Genomic DNA, 17,236 nt, shown 5'->3' with positions numbered 1-17,236 from the left:
CTCCAGATGTCATTGTTCTGATGCGAGGCCACGGGTTGCGTCCGGCATCGATGATCTTGTTGTTCTGGTGGCAGCCGTTGGTCGGCTGTGGTGCCGGGCGTGGCGCTTTGATAGCGCTTGTATCACGCCCGGACAGGTACCGCTTATGGCGTGCACACGCCGACAACGCGGCAGCTCACACCGTGTGGCACGCCCTGAGGCGTGGCCGGCAGCTTGCTTGCCTTACGCGGCAAGCGGCTGCACCACACCGGCACCGGGGCCGGTGAGCCCGGCCGAGCGCATCGCGTTGGCAATGTCGATCTCCGCGCCGGGTTCCAGCGGCAGCAGCGGAGGGCGCACAGTGGCGTGCTCGAGGATGCCCCGTGCGACGAGCGCGTGCTTGAGCGCCACGGTGCCCTCCATGTGCGAGCCACGGTGGTAGACGTTCTTCGTGATCGGCAACAGCTTGTCGTGCAGGGCGCGCGCGCGCGGGTAGTCTTTCGCCTTGCCGGCCGCGATCAGTTCGATCAGCAGTTCGGGCGCGATGTTGCCGTATCCAACCAGTGCGCCGTCCACGTCGAACATGGTGTGCAGCAGGTATTCATCGTGGCAGGTCAGGATCTGCAGCTCCGGGTTCTCGCGACGGATCACGGGAATTTCGGTATCCCAACGGCGCATGTTGCGTACGCCGTTTTTCATGGCGAACACGCCCGGCTGCGCGGCAATCTCCAGCTGCGTCTCCAGGTTGTACGTTGCCTTGGTCACGTCCGGATACTGGAAGAGGATCAGCGGCAGGCCACTTTCCTCATAGATGGCGCGATAGCGGTCCTGCGGTGCGCCCTTTTGGTAACCGAAGCGCAACCAGCCGTGCGACGGATAGACCAGACCGGCAGAGGCCCCAGCCTTGACGGCACGCTTGGCCTCAGCCGCGGCCACCTGCGTGCCCTCAAGCGTGATGCCGGCGATGACCGGAAGCTTGCCGTCGACCGACTTCACGAAACTCTCGATCACGGCGGTTTGTTCATCCTGTGAAAGGAAGGTGCCTTCGCCGGCATGCCCGAGCACAACCAGGCCCTTCACGCCGTCAAAGCTACCGAGCCACTTGCCCAGGCGCTGGATGGCCGCGTGGTCGACAGCGCCATCGCGGGTGAACGGGGTCACGGGGGCCGGTACGAGGCCGCGCAGATCAATGTCTTTCATGGAGTCTCCTCACTAGTGGATCGATAGGTCTCTCCGGGGGCCGTCATGCCCGAGCCCCGGGGGAGCGCTCGTCGCCGGCGAAGCCTTGGAACGCCTGGTGGTCAACGTGCTTGCGATGCAGTCTAGGGAGGCACTAGGCATGCCGGAAGAGTGAATTCCGGCATTTCAGATATACTGAATTGACATATCAAAGATGTGGGGGACACCGTGGATTACGCGGGCTGGAAACTGTTCATCGAGGCCGCCGAGCTTGGCAGCCTCAGCAAGGTGGCATTGGCGCACGGCACCACGCAGCCCCATATCAGTCGTCAGATTGCTGAGCTGGAACAGGCAGCCGGCGGCCGGTTGTTTCAGAGGACGGGCCGCGGCGTCGTGCTGACGGAACTGGGTCAGCGCATCGCACCGAAGGTACGGGCATGGCTGGCGGGCACGGAGCAGTTGGCCAACGACATTCAAAGCTCAGCCGGCAAACCGATCGGCACCGTGCGCCTGGGCATCCTTCCCTCTACGGCGCACCCTCTGGTCAGCACACTGTATTACCGCCTGCGCGACCGCTATCCGCTCGTGCAGCTCAGCGTGCGCGAAGGCCAGGGTGCGCAGTTGGAAACGTGGCTGGAAGAAGGCAGCGTCGATCTGGCCCTGCTGTTCCGGCACAGCCCGACGCCAAAGCACGGCGACATCTACCTCACCGAAGCGGCGACCTATCTGGTGGGCACTCCCGGCGATCCACTTCTGGCTGAGCCCACCGTGCCGTTTGCGGCCCTCAACGGTCTACCGCTGGTTTCGTTCTGCCGGCCCAGCAGTTGGCGTGATTGGCTCGACCACCTCGCGACCCAGCGCGGCGTCTCTCTAAACGTCGAGGTGGAAGCGGATTCTCTCAGCCTGCAGACACGCATCGTTGAGGACGGCGGCATGTACGCGCTGCTGGGCCCATATGCCATCGCCAACGCCGTGCGCGAAGGACGGCTGCAAGCGGCCAAGGTTGTGGAACCGACCGTCTATCGATACATCGCGCTGGCGATGTCGCGGCATGGCGATCTGACGCTGGCCAGCCGCACGGTGATGCAACTTACTAAGGAGATCGCACAAACGGGAACGGCGGTCTCCGAGCATGGCCAGTAAAGAGAAGGAGAGCCGCCTTGGCACGCCTGCGCCCATGCGAACCACGAGCTACCTCGACAGACTTAATTTACATCCGACGGACTTTATTTTTCCCGATCAGCTTAGCCAGCAAACACGGCACGATTCCATTACACTGTTAGTTGACGCATCAATCGTTGATGCATCATTTGTATTCCTCCCCGCCGCCATGGCCGTCCACACCGCGCTCCCGCACTCCCATACCCAGGTCCTGCCGTTCAAGGAATCGCTCTTGGCGATGATCGGCATCTGCTTTGTCGTTGTTCTGGTCGCCTTCGACCAAACCGTGGTCGGCACGGCGCTGCCCACGGTGGTGGCGGAACTCAAAGGCTTTGAGCTGTATGCCTGGGTGGCGACGTCGTACCTGCTGACATCGGTGGTGACGGTGCCGATTTTTGGCCGCCTGGGAGACTTTTACGGGCGCAAGCCGTTTGTGATTGCCTCCATCGTGGTGTTCACATTGGCCTCGGTCATGTGCGGCATGGCGGGCAGCATGACGTTCCTGGTGTGGTCGCGGGCGCTGCAGGGCATTGGTGGCGGCATGCTGGTCGGCACGGCTTACGCGTGCATTCCCGATCTCTTTCCCGATGCGCGTGTACGTTTGCGCTGGCAGGTGATGCTGAGTGCGTCGTTTGGTATTGCCAACGCCATCGGCCCGACGCTGGGCGGCTGGATGACGCAGGCGTTCGGCTGGCGTTCTGTGTTTTACGTGAACATTCCGTTCGGCGTGCTGGGGCTGTGGTTTGCCTGGCGCTTCCTGCCGCATCTGCGCCAGAACGTGCACACCGGGCGTATCCGGCTGGACTGGCAGGGCGCGGTGCTGATCACGGTGGCGCTTGGTGCGCTGCAGTTGTTCGTGGAATGGCTGCCGCGGCATGGCCTGTCGTTGCCGCTATTCGGTTGGCTGGTGCTGTCGGCCGCGGCGTTCGTTGCGCTGTGGTGGTGGGAGCAGCGTGCCGAGCAGCCGCTATTGCCGTTCGACATGCTGCGCAATCCTGCGCTGGCCGCGCTGTTCATGCTGGCGTTGCTGTCGGGTTTCTCGATGTTTGCGGTGCTGTTCTATGCGCCGTTGCTGTTCCAGGGCGGGTTTGGCATGTCGCCTCAGGAAGCCGGTCTTGTGATTACGCCGCTGGTGGTGTGTATCACGTTGGGCAGCATCATCAACGGGCGCATCGTCACGCGCATTCCCAATCCCAACGCCATGCTGTATGCGGGCTTTGCGCTGCTGACCGTAGCGGTGGCCGGCATGTCGGTGTCGTCCAAGGGCATGCCGCATACGGTGCTGACGCTGCTGATGCTGCTAGCTGGGCTGGGCCTCGGTTTCGTGCTGCCCAATCTGACGGTGTTTGCCCAGCAGACGGCCGGCCGTGCGCATCTGGGCATTGCCACGGCGCTGCTGCAATCGCTGCGCATGGTGGGCGGCATGGTGGGCACGGCGCTGGTCGGCACGCTGGTGAGCGAGCGCTATGCCTCGGGCGTTGCCAATGCGCTAAGCGCAGACAGTGCGATGCAATGGCTGCGCCAGCTTGCAGATCCCGAAATTCTCATCGATCATGACTCGCAAGCCGCCTTGCTCTCGCAGTTGCATGCTGCCGGCCACGACGGTGCGGCGCTGCTCGAAGCTGCGCGCCATGTGCTGGTGGGTGCCATCCATATCGGCCTGATCGTGGCGACGGTGGTGGCGCTGATCGGCCTTTGGTATGTGCGCCGCGTGCCGCCCGTGGTGCTGCACCATGTCGAGCCTGTGCAACATACGGAATAGGCGAGACACGCAGGAGCGGTTAGGATGCGCGGTTCCCCAGCAATCTCAGCCCTGATCGATGACCTCTGAACGCGAACGCTTCGCCGTCATGCACCAGTTTGGGCGCACCTATCGTGCGTTCATGGCCGCCTTCGAGGCGCATGTCGGCCAGCCGATGCCGCGCTGGCGCATTCTGCTGGCGCTGCACGACAACACTGGCGGCGGCATGGCCCAGAAGCAGCTCGCCGAGCGCCTGCAGATGGACCCCGGCGCGCTCACCCGCCAGCTCAAGGTGCTCGAGCAACTCGGCTGGATTGAACGCACAACGGATGCGCGCGACAACCGCCTGACCAACGTGTCGCTGTCAGACGCCGGCCTGGCCATCGTGCTCGAATGCATGCCGCGCCGCATCGCCTTCATCAATGCCACGCTCGACGGGCTGCCGGATGATCTCGTCCACGCGCTGTCCGAAGCGCTGGCGCAAATCGAAACCCGCCTGGCAGAAGTGCCGGCGCTGGCCGCTGCGGCCTCCACTGCATCCGATATCAAGACCGCAGATCAGCCCGCAGACCGCTAATGCGCGCTGAATGCGTTCCGGAGACAACCATGTCCATGGTGATCAACAGCGCGCTGTACCGTAACGGCAAGCGCGAGCGTGACCTTTCCGTCGAGGCCATCAGCGACGTGCTGCACACGCCGGGCTCGTTTGTCTGGCTGGGTCTGCATGAGCCGGACAACGCCATGCTCGACCGCGTGCAGGAGGAGTTCGGCCTGCACGATCTTGCCATTGAAGACGCGCGCAATGCGCACCAGCGGCCCAAGCTCGAGCTGTACGGCGATGTGCTCTTCATCGTGCTGAACACCGCGCAGATGGAAAACGGCAACGTCGTCTTTGGTGAGACGCACCTGTTTGTCGGCAGGGATTTTCTCGTCTCGGTGCGGCATGGGCCGTCGGCGTCGTATTCGCCGGTGCGCGAGCGCTGCGAGCGCACGCCGCAACTGCTGGCCAAGGGCGCACCGTTTGCGTTGTACGCGGTGATGGACTTTGTGGTCGACAACTATCAGCCCGTGCTCGAACGCCTGCAGGAAGAGTTCGAGCACATCGAAAGCCAGATCTTTGGCGACACGTTCGATCGCGCGGCCATCGAGCGGCTCTATACGCTCAAGCGCCAGCTTCTGCGGCTGCGCAACGCGGCATTGCCAGTGGAAGACATTGCCGGCCAACTCGTGCGCCTGCATGAAGACGTGGTGCCCAAAGAGCTGCGCGCATATTTTCGCGACATTGCGGACCATGCGCACCGCGCGGTGGGCGCACTCGACGTGATTCGCGAAATGCTGACCACGGCCATCTCCGTGAACGTGGCGCTGGTGTCGGTCACGCAGAACGACATCGTGAAGCGCCTGGCCGGGTGGGGCGCTATTCTGGCAATTCCAACCGTGGTGTTCAGCAACTACGGCATGAACTTCAAGGGCATGCCGGAGCTGGAGCATCCGGCTGGGTACCCCATCGTGCTGGCGTGCACGGCTACCGCTTGCGTGTGGCTGTATCGCAAATTGCGCAAATCAGGCTGGATCTAGGAGACAACACATGGCGCGCTGCTGCTGGGCGGGCGAAGACCCGCAGATGATCGCGTACCACGACAACGAATGGGGCGTGCCCTCGCACGATGATCGTCACCTCTACGAGATGCTGATCCTGGAGGGTGCGCAGGCCGGGTTGTCGTGGCAGACCATCCTGCGCAAGCGGGCGCGCTACCAGGAAGTGTTCGAGGGATTTGATGCCGCACGCGTGGCGCGCTTCACGCCGGCACGCATCGAAAAGCTGCTCGCTGATCCGGGCATCGTGCGTAATCGCGCCAAGGTGGAAGGCGCCGTCATCAACGCGCGCAAGGTGCTGGAACTTCAGGAAGAAATGGGTTCGCTCGACACATTCCTGTGGGCGTTTGTCGATGGCAAGACCATCGTCAACCGCTGGGACAGCTATCGCGACGCCCCCGCCGCGACTGATGCGTCCAAGGCAATGAGCAAGGCGCTGGTCAAGCGCGGTTTCAAGTTCGTCGGCCCGACCATCTGCTACGCCTTCATGCAGGCCACCGGCATGGTCGATGACCACGAGGCCGGGTGCTTTCGCGCCGGGAAGGTCTAGTCACCAACTACCTGGCGGCAACTGGCTTGAGCTGCAAGATCCAACGTGAGAACCGGTCGGCCTCTTCCGGCGTGATCGCGTTCGGCGGCATGGTGCCGGCGCCCCATTTGCCGCTGCTGCCTTTGAGCATGCTGTTCTTCAGTTTGGCAACCGCATCAGGATCGTCCTTGTAGTGCTCGGCAATCGAGCGGAAGGGCGGCCCGATCTTGGTCGTGTCCATCGTGTGGCACGCACGGCACGTCTCTTCGCTGGAAGAAGGCGCGGCGTGCCCGGGCACAACCAGCATGCCGGACAACGCCGCAAACATGGAGAGCACTGCCGATTTCTTCAATGTCATGGATTCTGCATTTGGTAGATGCAGGCGCCCGCTGCAAGCCTGTGCAGGCGGGCGCCCGGTGCGAAAGGCTGACTAGCGATGCGGCCAGGGCTTGGCAGGTGCGCCCATCACAGGCTCGCCCAGCAACGGCGTCGACAGCGCGTAGGCACCATCCTCCGTAAAGGCCCAGATGATGTTGCGGTCGTACTCGGTGTAGATCGCGAACACACCCTTGCCCAGCGTGTACGAAGGGAGCTGTGTCTGATCCGCAAGCGCGGGGATGAAATAGCCCGCGATGGACGGATGTGCCGGGTCTTTCACGTCATAGATCTGCACGCCCGCGTTGTAGAACGAGTACGGAACGATGCCTTGTTTCCAGCCGCCAGGCTGGCCGATGGCATTGGCACGCTTCGGGCCGTAGTTGCCTCCGCGCTGGCAGAAGCTCGTGAATGGCGCACCCTGCGGAATCTCGGGCTCGGGCAGCTTGGTCGCGATCTTCAGGTGCTTCGGGTCGCGTGCATCGACCACGAAGATGTCTTTGTACGGTTCATAGCAATCGCGGTTCATCGGATAGCCGTTGGTGAACACATAGCCCGTGCGCGCGTACTGGCTTACGTCGGCGTTGTCGTACTCCGTGCCGGCAAAGCTTGGCGGTGTGTTCACGTTGCTGAGCATCTTCGGATTGGCCGGGTCGGACAGATCGAATGAATACAACCCGAGGCCGCCCATCGCGCCAAATCCGATCTTGCCGCCCGCTTCCAGTGGCTTGGGCAGGAAGATCGGGTTGCGCGAACCCATCCATGACGTGCGGTTGCCCGCGCGCGGGTTCATCAGATAAGCCTGTTCGTGTTCAGGATTGCCGAGGATCTGGCCTGGCACCGCAATTTGCGAGACGAACTTCGGATCGGCCGGATCAGACATGTCCCACACCTGGTAGCCCGGCGAGTACAGATAGTTCGGATACTCCGTCAGCGCGTAGCTGTCATCCGGCGCGGACGACAGGATCATGTATTTGCCGCCATAGTATTCAGGCGCGTCCAGCGAGCCGGAGCCTTGCTGCTGGCCGATTGGCGCGTTGGGATGCTGGTAGTCGGTCGTCCGGGTCGCGATCAGCTTCCATTGGTCAGGCAGCGGCCCGTCCATCTCGAATACCTTGAAGCCCTTGAGCGAGTTGTAGCTGCGCTGTGCGGCCACTTTGTCGGGCTGATCGATCTTTTCGGTCATGAGGCCATAGCGGCCGATCTCGAACGAAGCGACGAGCACCGGCTTGCCGAGCTTCTTGCTCCACGCGATGGTGGCGCCGCCCAGATAGTCCTGCACGGTGTTCGGATCGTACTTCTCGCTCGAACCCTTCGGGCCCCACACGCCACCCTTGGAAAATACGACCTTGCCGTTGGCCGGATCGGTCACGTCCATGATGCGCAGGTAGTCGCGGTCGTGGATGTACAGGTAACGCTTGCCCTGAAAGTCGAGGATGTTGTTCCACGCATGAAAGGGCGAGCCGACACCCGGATAGAACGCCAGCACCTTGACGTTCTTGGCGTAGCTCTTCTTGTCCCACGAGGTCATCTCGCCAGGGAAGCGCTTGCCTTCATGCACTTCCGGCGTGGCCTTCGGCCAGATGAACTTACCGGTGGCCGGGTCCATGCCGTAGTCGACACCCGCCTTGAGCGGGGCAGGCTTGCGGTCAGGCGTCAGGCGCAACCAGCCGGCCAGGTATGGGTCTTTCACGTTGGGCGTGCCGGGTGTGCCCGAAGGCGCAGCGGCCGGTGCCTGGCTGGGTGCTGCCTCAGCCGTAGGCGCGGGGCCGGACGCCATCACTTGCGATGATGCCGTGGCCAGAATGAACGCGAGCGTCGCGCCCTGTGTCAGGGCTGTTTTCAGACGCGGATATCGCGATCGAAGCATGGGGTTTCTCCTTGGAATGAAGACGGATCAGAATGCGTGGCGGATGCCGATCTGGAAGCCGGTGGGACTCTGGCCTGCGTTCGGGTAGGCCTGCCACGTCACCGGATACGGGACCGACACGTTGTTCTTCAGCTTGATGTGCGCGACGGTTGCATACAGGTCGGTCCGCTTGGATAGCCCGTAGATGTAGCCCGCTACGAAACCCACGGCGTTGGAGACTTTCGTGTTGTTGTCGTCGTGGCGGTAGACGGCGCTTGCGTAGACGCGGCTGCGGCCGTCGATGTTCCAGCGCGCGCCGAGCTGCGCGTCCCACCCGCGCGAGTTGAACGCAACGTACGGCGGGTAGGCGTAATAACCGTTGTACGTGTGGAAGATGGCCGTGGGCTCGAAGCCGCCGATCTTGTACACGGCTGAGAAATAGTTGTCGCGGGACGAGTTGATGCGGCTGCTGTTGAAGATGTCGCGCGTGTATTGCAGCTCGCTCACGGCACCCAGGAACAGGGGGCCGCTGCGGTATTCCAGGCTTGTACTCAGGAAGCGCCCTGCACGCGTGGTGTCTTCCAGGCCCGTGGCGTACATCGCGCGGCCGGTAAAACCGAAGAAGCTTGGTGTCTTGTACTGGATGGCGTTGTCTACGCGGTACGACGCGTAGAAGAACTCCATGTTGTTGACCATGCTGAAATCGGCCGCCCAGCTCGGGTCGGCATAGCCGGCAATCCAGTACGACGGCGTGAACTGGCGGCCAAGCGTGATCTCGCCCAGTTTGTCGCTCTTCAGACCCACAAAGGATTGGCGAAACTGAGTCGCCTGCTTGCCGTCATCGGCCGAGAACATCGGCTCGATCGTGAACACGGCCCGGTTGCCGTCCCCCAGATCCTCAACCCCGCTGATGTTGAAGCGCGAGTTGTTCAAGCCTCCACTCGACATGCGCGTGGTGGTGCCGTTGCCCGAAGAAATCAGGTGCGAGATGTTCAGATCGACGTAGCCGGACAGCCAGACGCGCGAGTCTGCCTGCGCGGTGGCGCACACGCACAGCAGGGCGCCGGCGGCGATGAGGTTCCTTTTCATTGGGTCTCCGAGTTTTTGTGTGTTTGCTGCAGGGAGGGCGGCTTGCGCAGCGGCAGATCGTTTTGTCTGCTCGTGGCTTGCGTAGCCGGCTCTAAGGCCCTTCCTGTCTGTGTTGATGCTTTCGTGTATACACAGACGGAAAAAATTATACGTAGAGAATCATTTGGATTTAGAGCTTTATTTTTTTATACAAAACGCTGATTTGGTTATAGCGGGTAGACCCGGATAGCCAGTGCGCGTCAGAACAGATGCCGGATGCCGAGGGCGTAGGTCATGGCCGTTGCGCCGCCGCTTTGCCTGTCGTAGACGCTGACGACATAGACATCTGTGCGCTTGGAGAAGGCATAGTCGAGTCCCGCTGCCGCCGTGTTGCGCGTGGTGGCTACGCCGTGCGGCGCCGTGCGGCGGGTGTTTGCCCATTCGCCCAACAGCGACAACTGCGCGGTCAGCGGCACGGACGCACCGACCTCATAGGTATGCGAACCGATGTCCGTGGCGTTTGTGCGCGTGCCCTGGATGGCGCCGTACAGCTTCAACCAGGTGAAATCGTAGGCGGCGCCGGCCAGGTAGGCGTCCTGGCTTGGGGCGGCGGCTCCTGCAACGATCCGGTTGCGTTGCACGGTCGCGACGGCGGTGAACGCCCCCGACGTGTAGTGCAGCGATGCAGCAGTGTTGTAGATGCCCGGCGCGCCGGGTTTTCCGCCCAAGGCATACACTGCTGTGGCCTTGAGGCCATTCAGGTTGGGGCTGCTGTACTGGATGCCGTCGTTCCAGACTGTGTCGCCTGCGATGGCACCGCCATATGAGGCGACGAACGTTTGCATCACCAGCGGCGAGAACAGGATCGACGCGTGGAATGGGTTGAGGGTTTGCTCACCGAGATACATCAGATTGGTGTGCCGCCCGAAGGTCAGCTTGCCGAATCTGCCTTCCAGACCGACGTAACTGTTGCGGCCCCAGAACGGGTCGGCCGACGTGCGGCCCATGCCGCCGGTGTCAGGCTGGAAAAAGCTCTCCAGCACGGCGATGGCGCGGGTGCCACCGCCCAGGTCTTCGGCGGTCTTGATGCCCCAGTAGGGCGCGGTCAGGCCGGGGGCTTGCTGCATGAGCGTTGCGGGTGGGCCCCCGCTGCGTTTGGAGCTCGCCATGTCGAGTCCAACCAGGCCGTACAGCGTCACAGAGGTCTGCGCCCAGGCGCAGTGAGAGACCGACAGGCCGGCCACGCAAAGGGCCAGCGCCGGCAACGAGCGAACGTGCATGAAGATCCCCCAGAAGTTTGGGAGTGGGCAGGGAGGCGCGGCGCAACTTGCGCTGGCCGCGCCGCGCGGTCAGGCGGTGGGCACCGCCAGTTGCACGCGCTTGCGCGCGAAGTGCTGCGACAAGCTGGCGAGCAGCGCATCCCGCTGTGCCAACCAAGACGCAGGCGAACGTCCCGCCATGTGCGGCGTGATCAGGACATCGCGATGGCGGAACAGCTCGGCCGGCACCTCGGGCTCGTTCTCGATGACGTCGAGCCCCGCGCCGGCAATTTCGTCTGCATCCAGCGCATCGAGCAGCGCCCGCGTGTCGAGCACCGAGCCGCGCGATACGTTGACGACATAGCCGGAGCTGCCGAGCGCCTGCAGGACCGAGCGATTGATCAGATGCCGTGTCTCGGGTCCGCCATTGCACGCGATGACCAGGAAATCGCTCGCGGCGGCCAAAGCGGCGGGGCTGGCGTAATAGCGGCCCGGCGCGTCGGCTTGCGCGCGGCGGCCGTGATAGCCGACCTTCATCGCAAAGCCCTGCGCGCGAGCGGCAATCAACCGGCCGATGCGGCCCATGCCGACAATGCCGAGCGAGGCTCCCGTCAACGTAGGCCGAGCCTGGCGCGACTGCTGCCACCGCCCGTGCTGCACGGCAGCGGTGAGCGGCGCATAGCCGCGCGCCAATGCCAGCAACATGCCGAAGGCGTGATCGGCAACCGTTTCTGCATTGGTGCCCGGTGCATGCGTCACGACAATGCCGCGCCGCGCTGTAGCCGCAACGTCAACGTTCTCGTAGCCTGCGCCGAAAGCGCAGACGATTTCCAACGCAGGCAACTGCGCCATGTGGGCACCAGACAACCCCGTCGAGCCATTGGTGACAACGGCCCGGATCGTGTCAGCACACGGCACATCGGGCGGCATACCGTCTGGGCAGTAGTGCAGCGCGTACTGGCTGCGCAGCGCATCGACTGTCGATTCGGGCAACGCAATCAACGCAAGCACCGCGGGCGGCACCAGGGTGCTCATGACTGCGTGGGCGCCACTTCCTTCACCGCGCCATTCCAGCCGTTTTCCGTGATGTCGAAGACCGTGCCGTCCGGCATGCGGTACTTCACCTCGTAGAACACGTTCGGGTCCTTTTCATGGCGGCCCGTCAGGTAGGTGCCGCCTGCCGCGACTACGCGCGCGGCAGTGTCTTCCACGCTGTCGACCCACATGCCGAAGTGGATCACGCCACGCACGTCTTTCAAGCCGGCGTAGCCAGGCACGGTCTCGTCCTTGAAGTTGAGCAGCGCGACGTTCATCGTGCCGTCCGTCATGTAGATGCCGCGCATGGCGTTGCCGGCGCGGCGCATACCGAAGGCCTTCTCAAAGAACTGGGCAGCGGCTTCCGGGTCTTCAACCGAAAGCGCGATGTGGCGGAGTTTGTCCATGAACGTCCTCAAAGCTTGGCGGCGTGCGCCGGGATGGAAAGTGGCACGACTGTGACTTAAGTTCACCGCGCTCTTCACTAGGTATACTACTTACATGTTGTGTATACACAAAGATGAATTTATATACCAGAATAGCTTCCAGTCATCACCCGATGGTGGTTGGCGCCAATGCGCTTTGTCCCGAACCTTGTTTTCGGGTGCTATGCAGGAGGCTGTGGATGCAGGTTTTGCAGGAACCGCTGGGCAATCTTTGCGCCGAGCTGCGGCAGCGCTTCGCGCAGATTGGCGCGGTTTGGGGGCGCGACATCAATGCGCATCGCGATCTGGTGATCAACGCATACACGCCGCTGGTGGCCGCCGCCGCCAATGACGCGGCCGATGGATGTGAACTCCGGCGTGATGTGCCGTACGGCCCGCATGAGCGGCAGCGTCTCGATGTGTTTGTCCATACCGCAACGCGTTTGGCTGGCCACGCCGATGTGGTGGTGTTCGTGCACGGCGGTGCGTTCCTGCGCGGCAGCAAGAGCTTCAATGGGCTGATTTACGACAACGTATCGCGCTGGTTTGCGCGGCAAGGGTGCGTGGCCGTCAACGTGGAATACCGGTTGGCGCCAGACGCGCCTTACCCCGCCGGGGCGGAGGACGTGGCCGCTGCGCTGGACTGGGTGCGCACGCATGCCGCAGAACTCGGTGGCAGTTCGGAGCGGGTGTTTCTGGTAGGCCACTCGGCCGGTGGCGCGCATGTCGCCACGTATCTTGCCGATCCGGCATTGGCCGTGCGGCGCACAACGCCCGTGGCAGGCGCGGTGCTGATCAGCGCCCGCGTGGCCGCCGACGTATTACCCGACAACCCGAACGCCGCCGGCGTACGCGCGTATTTCGGGGATGACACCTCGCTGTACGCACAGCGCTCCCCGCTCACCCATGCACACCACATCGACGTGCCGCTGATGGTGGTCGTGGCCGAATTCGAGAACCCGTATCTCGATGCCTATGGGGCGGCGTTCTTCGAGCGCGTAGCCCAGGCACGCCAACGTACGGGCCGCCCCGTGCAGGCACCGCGCTTCGTGCAGATGCTCCGGCACAACCACACCTCGGTGGTCGCGCATTTCGATTCCGGCGAGACGTTGCTCGGCAACGCGATGCTCGATTTCTTTCGTGCCTGACGGTTGCCGTTCCGCTTCGTTCATCCCTTTAGGAGATCTGCATGTCCGCATTTGGCAAGCCACGCGTGTTCGTGCCCGTCGTCACGCCGTTTCGCTCCGACCTTGGCGTCGACACACCGCGCTTTGTCGCGTTTTGCCGCTGGCTTGTCGGGCAGGGCGCGGGCCTGGCGGTGTTCGGCACCAATAGCGAGGCGAATTCCCTGAGCCTGGCCGAGCGCCGCGCCATGCTCGACGCTGTGTTTGCCGCCGACATCGACCCGGCGCAACTGCTGCCGGGCACGGGCGCCTGCGCATTGACCGAAGCGATCGAGTTGACGCGTCATGCCGTGACTGGTCATTGCGCCGGTGTGCTGATGCTGCCGCCGTTCTACTACCAGGGCGTAAGCGACGACGGCCTGTTCGCGTATTACTCCGAGGTCATTCAGGCCGTTGGCTCGGACGCTTTGCGCGTGCTGCTGTATCACATCCCGCAGTTCACGGGCGTGCCGATTTCGCATGCGCTGATTGAGCGGTTGGTTGCGGCTTATCCGAACACCGTGGTCGGCATCAAGGACAGCTCAGGTGATTGGGCGAATACCGAGGCGATGCTCAAGCGCTTTCCCGGATTTGCCGTGTTTCCAGCGTCCGAAGCGCTGCTCTGCAAGGCGCTGCCGCTGGGCGCGGCCGGTTGCATCTCTGCCACGGCCAACCTGCAGCCGCATGCGATTGCCCGCCTGCTTGCCGCTACGACGGCTGAAGAGCAAGCGACCTGGGAAGCGAAGGTGACGGCCTTGCGCACCATCGTGCAGGCGCTGCCGATGATCCCGGCGCTAAAGGCCGTGGTGGCCCATCACATGCAACACGAAGGCTGGAGCGTTGTGCGCCCGCCCTTGACGGCGTTCAGTGCAGTGCAGGCGGCGGCGCTGCTGGCGCAGCTCGATGCGCTGGGGTTCTCGATGCCGCCGGTCGAGCAGGTGGCGGCATGAATGTTTTGGATGAGGACTCAGGCGTTCGCGCGGTTGCGGTGCTGCTTCTTCAAGCGACCGAGCACGACGATCGACAGACGTGCGGTGTGATCGCGCATCGCGTTGTAGGCGCGCTCCGGATCTGCGCTGAGGATGGCGGAGACGATCTCGCGGTGCTCGTCGGTGGCGGCTTCAAAACGTGTGGGCGATGCCGGTTGCGCCGCCCGGAAACCAGCCAGCCGCTGGCGCTGCACCGCAATGATCGACGCCAGCGATTTGCTCTGCGCGCCCTTGCAGATCAGCTCGTGGAACTCACGATTGAGCTCGAAGTAGAGCGCTTCGTCGCCGTGCGCGATGGCCTCGTTCATGTCGCTCTCGAGCACTTCGAGCTGCTTCTTCTCCACCACGCTCATGCGTTGCGCGCTCAGGCGGCAGCACAGGGCTTCCAGCTCGCACATGGCTTCGAGCATGTCGGCCAGCTCTTCGATGCTGAATTGCGCCACCACCACGCCCTTGCGCGGCGTGAGTTCGACCAGCCCACGGACGGCCAGCTCGCGCAGAGCCTCGCGGATGGGCGTGCGCGACGCATTGAAGCGCTCGGCCAGCGCCGTTTCTTCGAGCTTCTGACCTGGCTCAAGCGTGCCGTCGATGATCTCGTCGCACAGCAGTCGATAGATTTTGGAAGAGAGCGTCGTCATCGTGTCAGCGGTGGGGTTGGGCGCAACGGTGGTCTACGCAGACGTGCGTCGCATTATGCGCCAGCCGCCCCCCAGGGCAACCCGATGCGATGCATCGCACGCTGTATCAGCAATGCCGGCTGGCCTCGGGAGAACCCCATGGTCCGCCGGTTTTTCTGGAATGGGAGTATACGCTAGTTACATGTTGGATACATGGATTGGTATATGTATACAAAACAAATTCACTCATCACGACAGTGAGGACACAAGTGATCAGTTTCGGGATTGCAAGCTATGAAATGAATGGCCGCGTTGCTGCTGGATTGAGCGTGGGCGACGCGCTGTATGACATGCAGACCGTGTTGAGGGAGGCCACGGGAGACACAACGCCCATCGACGTCGATGCCCTCGTCCGGGACTGGGACCGTAGCGGCGCAGCTGCGGTGCAGCAGTTCGAGGCGGCGGCGCGCGCCATTGCCGAGGGCACCATCGCCGCCAAGCCGCTCATCGCCTACCGCCTGCGCGTGCCGTTCACGCCGCGCCGCATCTTTGCCGCTGCCTCCAACTATTACGAGCATGCCCGCGAGATGGGCACCGAGCTGGCCCCGCGCGAGGAAAGCACGCCCTACATGTTCATGAAGGCCGAGACCAGCGTGGTGCCGACGCTGGCCGAGGTGCGCATCCCGCCGCAGGCGGAACGGGTCGACTGGGAGGTGGAGCTGGCCGTGGTGATCGGCAAGCCCGGCCGCCAGATCGCCATTGAAGATGCGCTGGATTACGTGGCCGGCTACACCGTGCTGAACGACGTGAGCGCGCGCGATCTGAACCGCCGAACGGACTATCCGTTCAAACACGACTGGTTTCGCGGCAAGAGTTTCGATACCTTCGGGCCGCTGGGGCCATGGCTGGTGCCCCGTTCGTGTATTGCGGAGCCGCAGAACCTGCGCATGCGGCTGACGGTCAACGGCGAGACCATGCAGGACGGCAACACGTCGGAGATGATCTTCAGCGTGGCCGAGCAGATCCACTACCTGTCGTCGATCCTGACGCTGCAGCCCGGCGATGTAATTGCCACCGGCACGCCGACGGGCGTTGGCATGGGCCGCGGCATCTACCTCAAGCCCGGCGATGTGATGGTGGCGTCCATCGACGGGATCGGTTCGATCGAGAATCCGCTGGTGCAGGGATAACGCACTTCGCGCACGGATCACAGTCCGGTCACACCCATCTTGACGGAGGAGACATGCTGGAACGGTTGAGTGCCCTGGCGCGCGGGCTCGTGTGCGCGGCAGGCCTGGGGGCAGGGATGTTGTCGGCAGCGCATGCGGCAGATGCCGTGCGCGTCAATCTGGCGTGGCTGCCGCAGGGCAGCACAGGCGGCATCCTGGTTGCGCAGGCCAAGGGTTACTACAAGGAGGCCGGCCTGGACGTGACAGTCATGCGTGGCTATGGCGGCCAGCGCACCGTGAACGAGGTCGACGCGGGGCTGTTCGAGTTCGGTTACGGCGACCCCGTGAGCGTGACCCTGAACCGTGCCCACGGTGGCCACACGGTGATGGTGGGCGCAGTCAACACGCGCTGGCCGGGTGCCATGTGCTACGTGGAGCGGCCTGGCTTCAAGGTGACCTCGCTCAAGGATCTGGCCGGCATGACGCTGGGCGGGGGCGGGGCATCGGCGGTGCAGAACATCGTGCCGGCGTGGCTGAAGCAGAACGGCATGGCGCCCGACGCCATCAAGCTGGTGCGGCTGGATCCGGCGGTGATCAACACGGCGCTGCTGCAAAAGCGTATCGATCTGTCTGAATGCTGGGAGGGCGCCAGCCTGGCTGTGCAACAGGCGTTTGCGCAGCGCGCGGGGCAAAAGCTGGGCAAAGTGTTCTACCGCGACTTCGGCCTCGACATGATGGGCAGCGGTATTGTCACGACCGACCGCTACATCGCGCAGCATCCGGATGTGGTCAAGCGCTTTGTTGAAGCGACGTACCGCGGCTACGCGTTCATGCGCGACCAGCCCAAGGCTGCGGTGGATGCGATCGTCGCGCAGCAGCCGCTGCTCGATCGCGCCATCCTGCAGCAGCAGATTGCCGAAACCAACAGCCTGATCTCGGACGAACCAGGCAAGCACAAGATCGGCTGGCTGCGCCCCGAACGCATCAACGGGACCGTCGATTTCCTGTCGCGTGCGTTTGACCTGGGCGGCAAGGTCAAGCCAGCTGATCTGTACACCAACCGCTTCGTTGAATGAGCGGCTACTGAATTCGGGGCTACTGC

At 63.3% G+C, this 17,236-nt stretch carries 17 protein-coding genes; 9 read left to right on the top strand and 8 right to left on the bottom strand.

Annotation, left to right across the window (positions count from 1 at the left end; all coding sequences use genetic code 11):
• Window positions 1–222: 222 nt before the first annotated feature.
• On the bottom strand, window positions 223–1,179 hold the full coding sequence (locus ACCD03_RS11830; protein ID WP_112187612.1) for a dihydrodipicolinate synthase family protein: 957 nt from the start codon (window positions 1,177–1,179) through the stop codon (window positions 223–225).
• A gap of 207 nt (window positions 1,180–1,386) precedes the next feature.
• Between ACCD03_RS11830 and ACCD03_RS11825 the strand changes: the two genes are divergently transcribed.
• The 5 genes from ACCD03_RS11825 (at window position 1,387) to ACCD03_RS11805 (ending at window position 6,206) form a co-directional block, all read left to right on the top strand.
• On the top strand, window positions 1,387–2,301 hold the full coding sequence (locus ACCD03_RS11825) for a LysR family transcriptional regulator (protein WP_413411676.1): 915 nt from the start codon (window positions 1,387–1,389) through the stop codon (window positions 2,299–2,301).
• 187 nt (window positions 2,302–2,488) lie between these two features.
• Window positions 2,489–4,081: an MFS transporter gene (locus ACCD03_RS11820; protein ID WP_045206440.1), complete on the top strand. Its 1,593-nt coding sequence runs from the start codon at window positions 2,489–2,491 to the stop codon at window positions 4,079–4,081.
• Window positions 4,082–4,139: 58 nt separating this feature from the next.
• Window positions 4,140–4,637, top strand: coding sequence for a MarR family winged helix-turn-helix transcriptional regulator (locus ACCD03_RS11815; protein ID WP_045206442.1), 498 nt, complete (start codon window positions 4,140–4,142; stop codon window positions 4,635–4,637).
• Window positions 4,638–4,666: 29 nt separating this feature from the next.
• A complete protein-coding gene (locus ACCD03_RS11810) occupies window positions 4,667–5,638 on the top strand; it encodes a magnesium and cobalt transport protein CorA (protein WP_045206444.1) in 972 nt (323 codons plus the stop codon).
• 10 nt (window positions 5,639–5,648) lie between these two features.
• Complete coding sequence (locus tag ACCD03_RS11805; protein ID WP_045206445.1) at window positions 5,649–6,206, top strand: DNA-3-methyladenine glycosylase I; 558 nt, start codon at window positions 5,649–5,651, stop codon at window positions 6,204–6,206.
• Between the two features lie 7 nt (window positions 6,207–6,213).
• Here ACCD03_RS11805 and ACCD03_RS11800 read toward each other — a convergent pair whose 3' ends face one another.
• The 6 genes from ACCD03_RS11800 to ACCD03_RS11775 form a co-directional block, all read right to left on the bottom strand.
• Window positions 6,214–6,543: a c-type cytochrome gene (locus ACCD03_RS11800; RefSeq protein WP_052672888.1), complete on the bottom strand. Its 330-nt coding sequence runs from the start codon at window positions 6,541–6,543 to the stop codon at window positions 6,214–6,216.
• Between the two features lie 72 nt (window positions 6,544–6,615).
• Window positions 6,616–8,430, bottom strand: a complete 1,815-nt coding sequence (locus ACCD03_RS11795) for a hypothetical protein (protein WP_325648915.1) — start codon at window positions 8,428–8,430, stop codon at window positions 6,616–6,618.
• A 27-nt stretch (window positions 8,431–8,457) separates the two neighbouring features.
• The gene (locus tag ACCD03_RS11790) at window positions 8,458–9,498 is read right to left on the bottom strand and encodes a porin (protein ID WP_253542424.1); all 1,041 of its coding nucleotides are present in this window, start codon (window positions 9,496–9,498) and stop codon (window positions 8,458–8,460) included.
• Window positions 9,499–9,737: 239 nt separating this feature from the next.
• Entirely contained in the window at window positions 9,738–10,757 is a 1,020-nt protein-coding gene (locus ACCD03_RS11785) for a porin (RefSeq protein ID WP_325648911.1), read from the bottom strand.
• 69 nt (window positions 10,758–10,826) lie between these two features.
• Window positions 10,827–11,771, bottom strand: a complete 945-nt coding sequence (locus ACCD03_RS11780; protein ID WP_413411672.1) for a 2-hydroxyacid dehydrogenase — start codon at window positions 11,769–11,771, stop codon at window positions 10,827–10,829.
• The gene (locus ACCD03_RS11775) at window positions 11,768–12,178 is read right to left on the bottom strand and encodes a VOC family protein (protein WP_413411670.1); all 411 of its coding nucleotides are present in this window, start codon (window positions 12,176–12,178) and stop codon (window positions 11,768–11,770) included. Before ACCD03_RS11775 ends, ACCD03_RS11780 begins: the two co-directional genes overlap by 4 nt.
• 218 nt (window positions 12,179–12,396) lie before the next feature.
• Between ACCD03_RS11775 and ACCD03_RS11770 the strand changes: the two genes are divergently transcribed.
• Together ACCD03_RS11770 and ACCD03_RS11765 are read left to right on the top strand one after the other, a co-directional pair.
• Window positions 12,397–13,344: an alpha/beta hydrolase gene (locus ACCD03_RS11770; RefSeq protein WP_316678009.1), complete on the top strand. Its 948-nt coding sequence runs from the start codon at window positions 12,397–12,399 to the stop codon at window positions 13,342–13,344.
• Between the two features lie 41 nt (window positions 13,345–13,385).
• Window positions 13,386–14,309 carry a dihydrodipicolinate synthase family protein gene (locus tag ACCD03_RS11765; protein ID WP_325648904.1) on the top strand — a complete coding sequence of 308 codons (924 nt, stop codon included), beginning with the start codon at window positions 13,386–13,388 and terminating at the stop codon, window positions 14,307–14,309.
• Window positions 14,310–14,326: 17 nt separating this feature from the next.
• On the opposite strand, the gene ACCD03_RS11760 is transcribed toward ACCD03_RS11765, so the two are convergent.
• A complete protein-coding gene (locus ACCD03_RS11760) occupies window positions 14,327–14,986 on the bottom strand; it encodes a GntR family transcriptional regulator (RefSeq protein WP_413411667.1) in 660 nt (219 codons plus the stop codon).
• 278 nt (window positions 14,987–15,264) lie between these two features.
• Here ACCD03_RS11760 and ACCD03_RS11755 point away from each other — a divergent pair, with 278 nt between their 5' ends.
• A complete protein-coding gene (locus tag ACCD03_RS11755; protein ID WP_325648900.1) occupies window positions 15,265–16,155 on the top strand; it encodes a fumarylacetoacetate hydrolase family protein in 891 nt (296 codons plus the stop codon).
• A gap of 53 nt (window positions 16,156–16,208) precedes the next feature.
• Window positions 16,209–17,210 carry an ABC transporter substrate-binding protein gene (locus tag ACCD03_RS11750; RefSeq protein WP_253542436.1) on the top strand — a complete coding sequence of 334 codons (1,002 nt, stop codon included), beginning with the start codon at window positions 16,209–16,211 and terminating at the stop codon, window positions 17,208–17,210.
• Window positions 17,211–17,236: the final 26 nt, after the last annotated feature.

The organism is Ralstonia sp. Ralssp135, assembly GCF_047304345.1.
GTDB classification, from domain to species: Bacteria; Pseudomonadota; Gammaproteobacteria; order Burkholderiales; family Burkholderiaceae; genus Ralstonia; species Ralstonia chuxiongensis.
This window is presented reverse-complemented; position numbering and strand designations above follow the sequence as displayed.

Excerpts from the sequence above, each read along its gene's own strand:
- ACCD03_RS11795 (WP_325648915.1), bottom strand. The coding sequence starts at position 8,430 with ATGCTTCGATCGCGATATCCGCGTCTGAAAACAGCCCTGACACAGGGC.
- ACCD03_RS11780 (WP_413411672.1), bottom strand. The coding sequence starts at position 11,771 with ATGAGCACCCTGGTGCCGCCCGCGGTGCTTGCGTTGATTGCGTTGCCC.
- ACCD03_RS11760 (WP_413411667.1), bottom strand. The coding sequence starts at position 14,986 with ATGACGACGCTCTCTTCCAAAATCTATCGACTGCTGTGCGACGAGATC.
- ACCD03_RS11815 (WP_045206442.1), top strand. The coding sequence starts at position 4,140 with ATGACCTCTGAACGCGAACGCTTCGCCGTCATGCACCAGTTTGGGCGC.
- ACCD03_RS11820 (WP_045206440.1), top strand. The coding sequence starts at position 2,489 with ATGGCCGTCCACACCGCGCTCCCGCACTCCCATACCCAGGTCCTGCCG.
- ACCD03_RS11750 (WP_253542436.1), top strand. The coding sequence starts at position 16,209 with ATGCTGGAACGGTTGAGTGCCCTGGCGCGCGGGCTCGTGTGCGCGGCA.
- ACCD03_RS11770 (WP_316678009.1), top strand. The coding sequence starts at position 12,397 with ATGCAGGTTTTGCAGGAACCGCTGGGCAATCTTTGCGCCGAGCTGCGG.
- ACCD03_RS11810 (WP_045206444.1), top strand. The coding sequence starts at position 4,667 with ATGTCCATGGTGATCAACAGCGCGCTGTACCGTAACGGCAAGCGCGAG.
- ACCD03_RS11830 (WP_112187612.1), bottom strand. The coding sequence starts at position 1,179 with ATGAAAGACATTGATCTGCGCGGCCTCGTACCGGCCCCCGTGACCCCG.
- ACCD03_RS11790 (WP_253542424.1), bottom strand. The coding sequence starts at position 9,498 with ATGAAAAGGAACCTCATCGCCGCCGGCGCCCTGCTGTGCGTGTGCGCC.
- ACCD03_RS11765 (WP_325648904.1), top strand. The coding sequence starts at position 13,386 with ATGTCCGCATTTGGCAAGCCACGCGTGTTCGTGCCCGTCGTCACGCCG.
- ACCD03_RS11800 (WP_052672888.1), bottom strand. The coding sequence starts at position 6,543 with ATGACATTGAAGAAATCGGCAGTGCTCTCCATGTTTGCGGCGTTGTCC.
- ACCD03_RS11785 (WP_325648911.1), bottom strand. The coding sequence starts at position 10,757 with ATGCACGTTCGCTCGTTGCCGGCGCTGGCCCTTTGCGTGGCCGGCCTG.
- ACCD03_RS11775 (WP_413411670.1), bottom strand. The coding sequence starts at position 12,178 with ATGGACAAACTCCGCCACATCGCGCTTTCGGTTGAAGACCCGGAAGCC.
- ACCD03_RS11805 (WP_045206445.1), top strand. The coding sequence starts at position 5,649 with ATGGCGCGCTGCTGCTGGGCGGGCGAAGACCCGCAGATGATCGCGTAC.
- ACCD03_RS11755 (WP_325648900.1), top strand. The coding sequence starts at position 15,265 with ATGAATGGCCGCGTTGCTGCTGGATTGAGCGTGGGCGACGCGCTGTAT.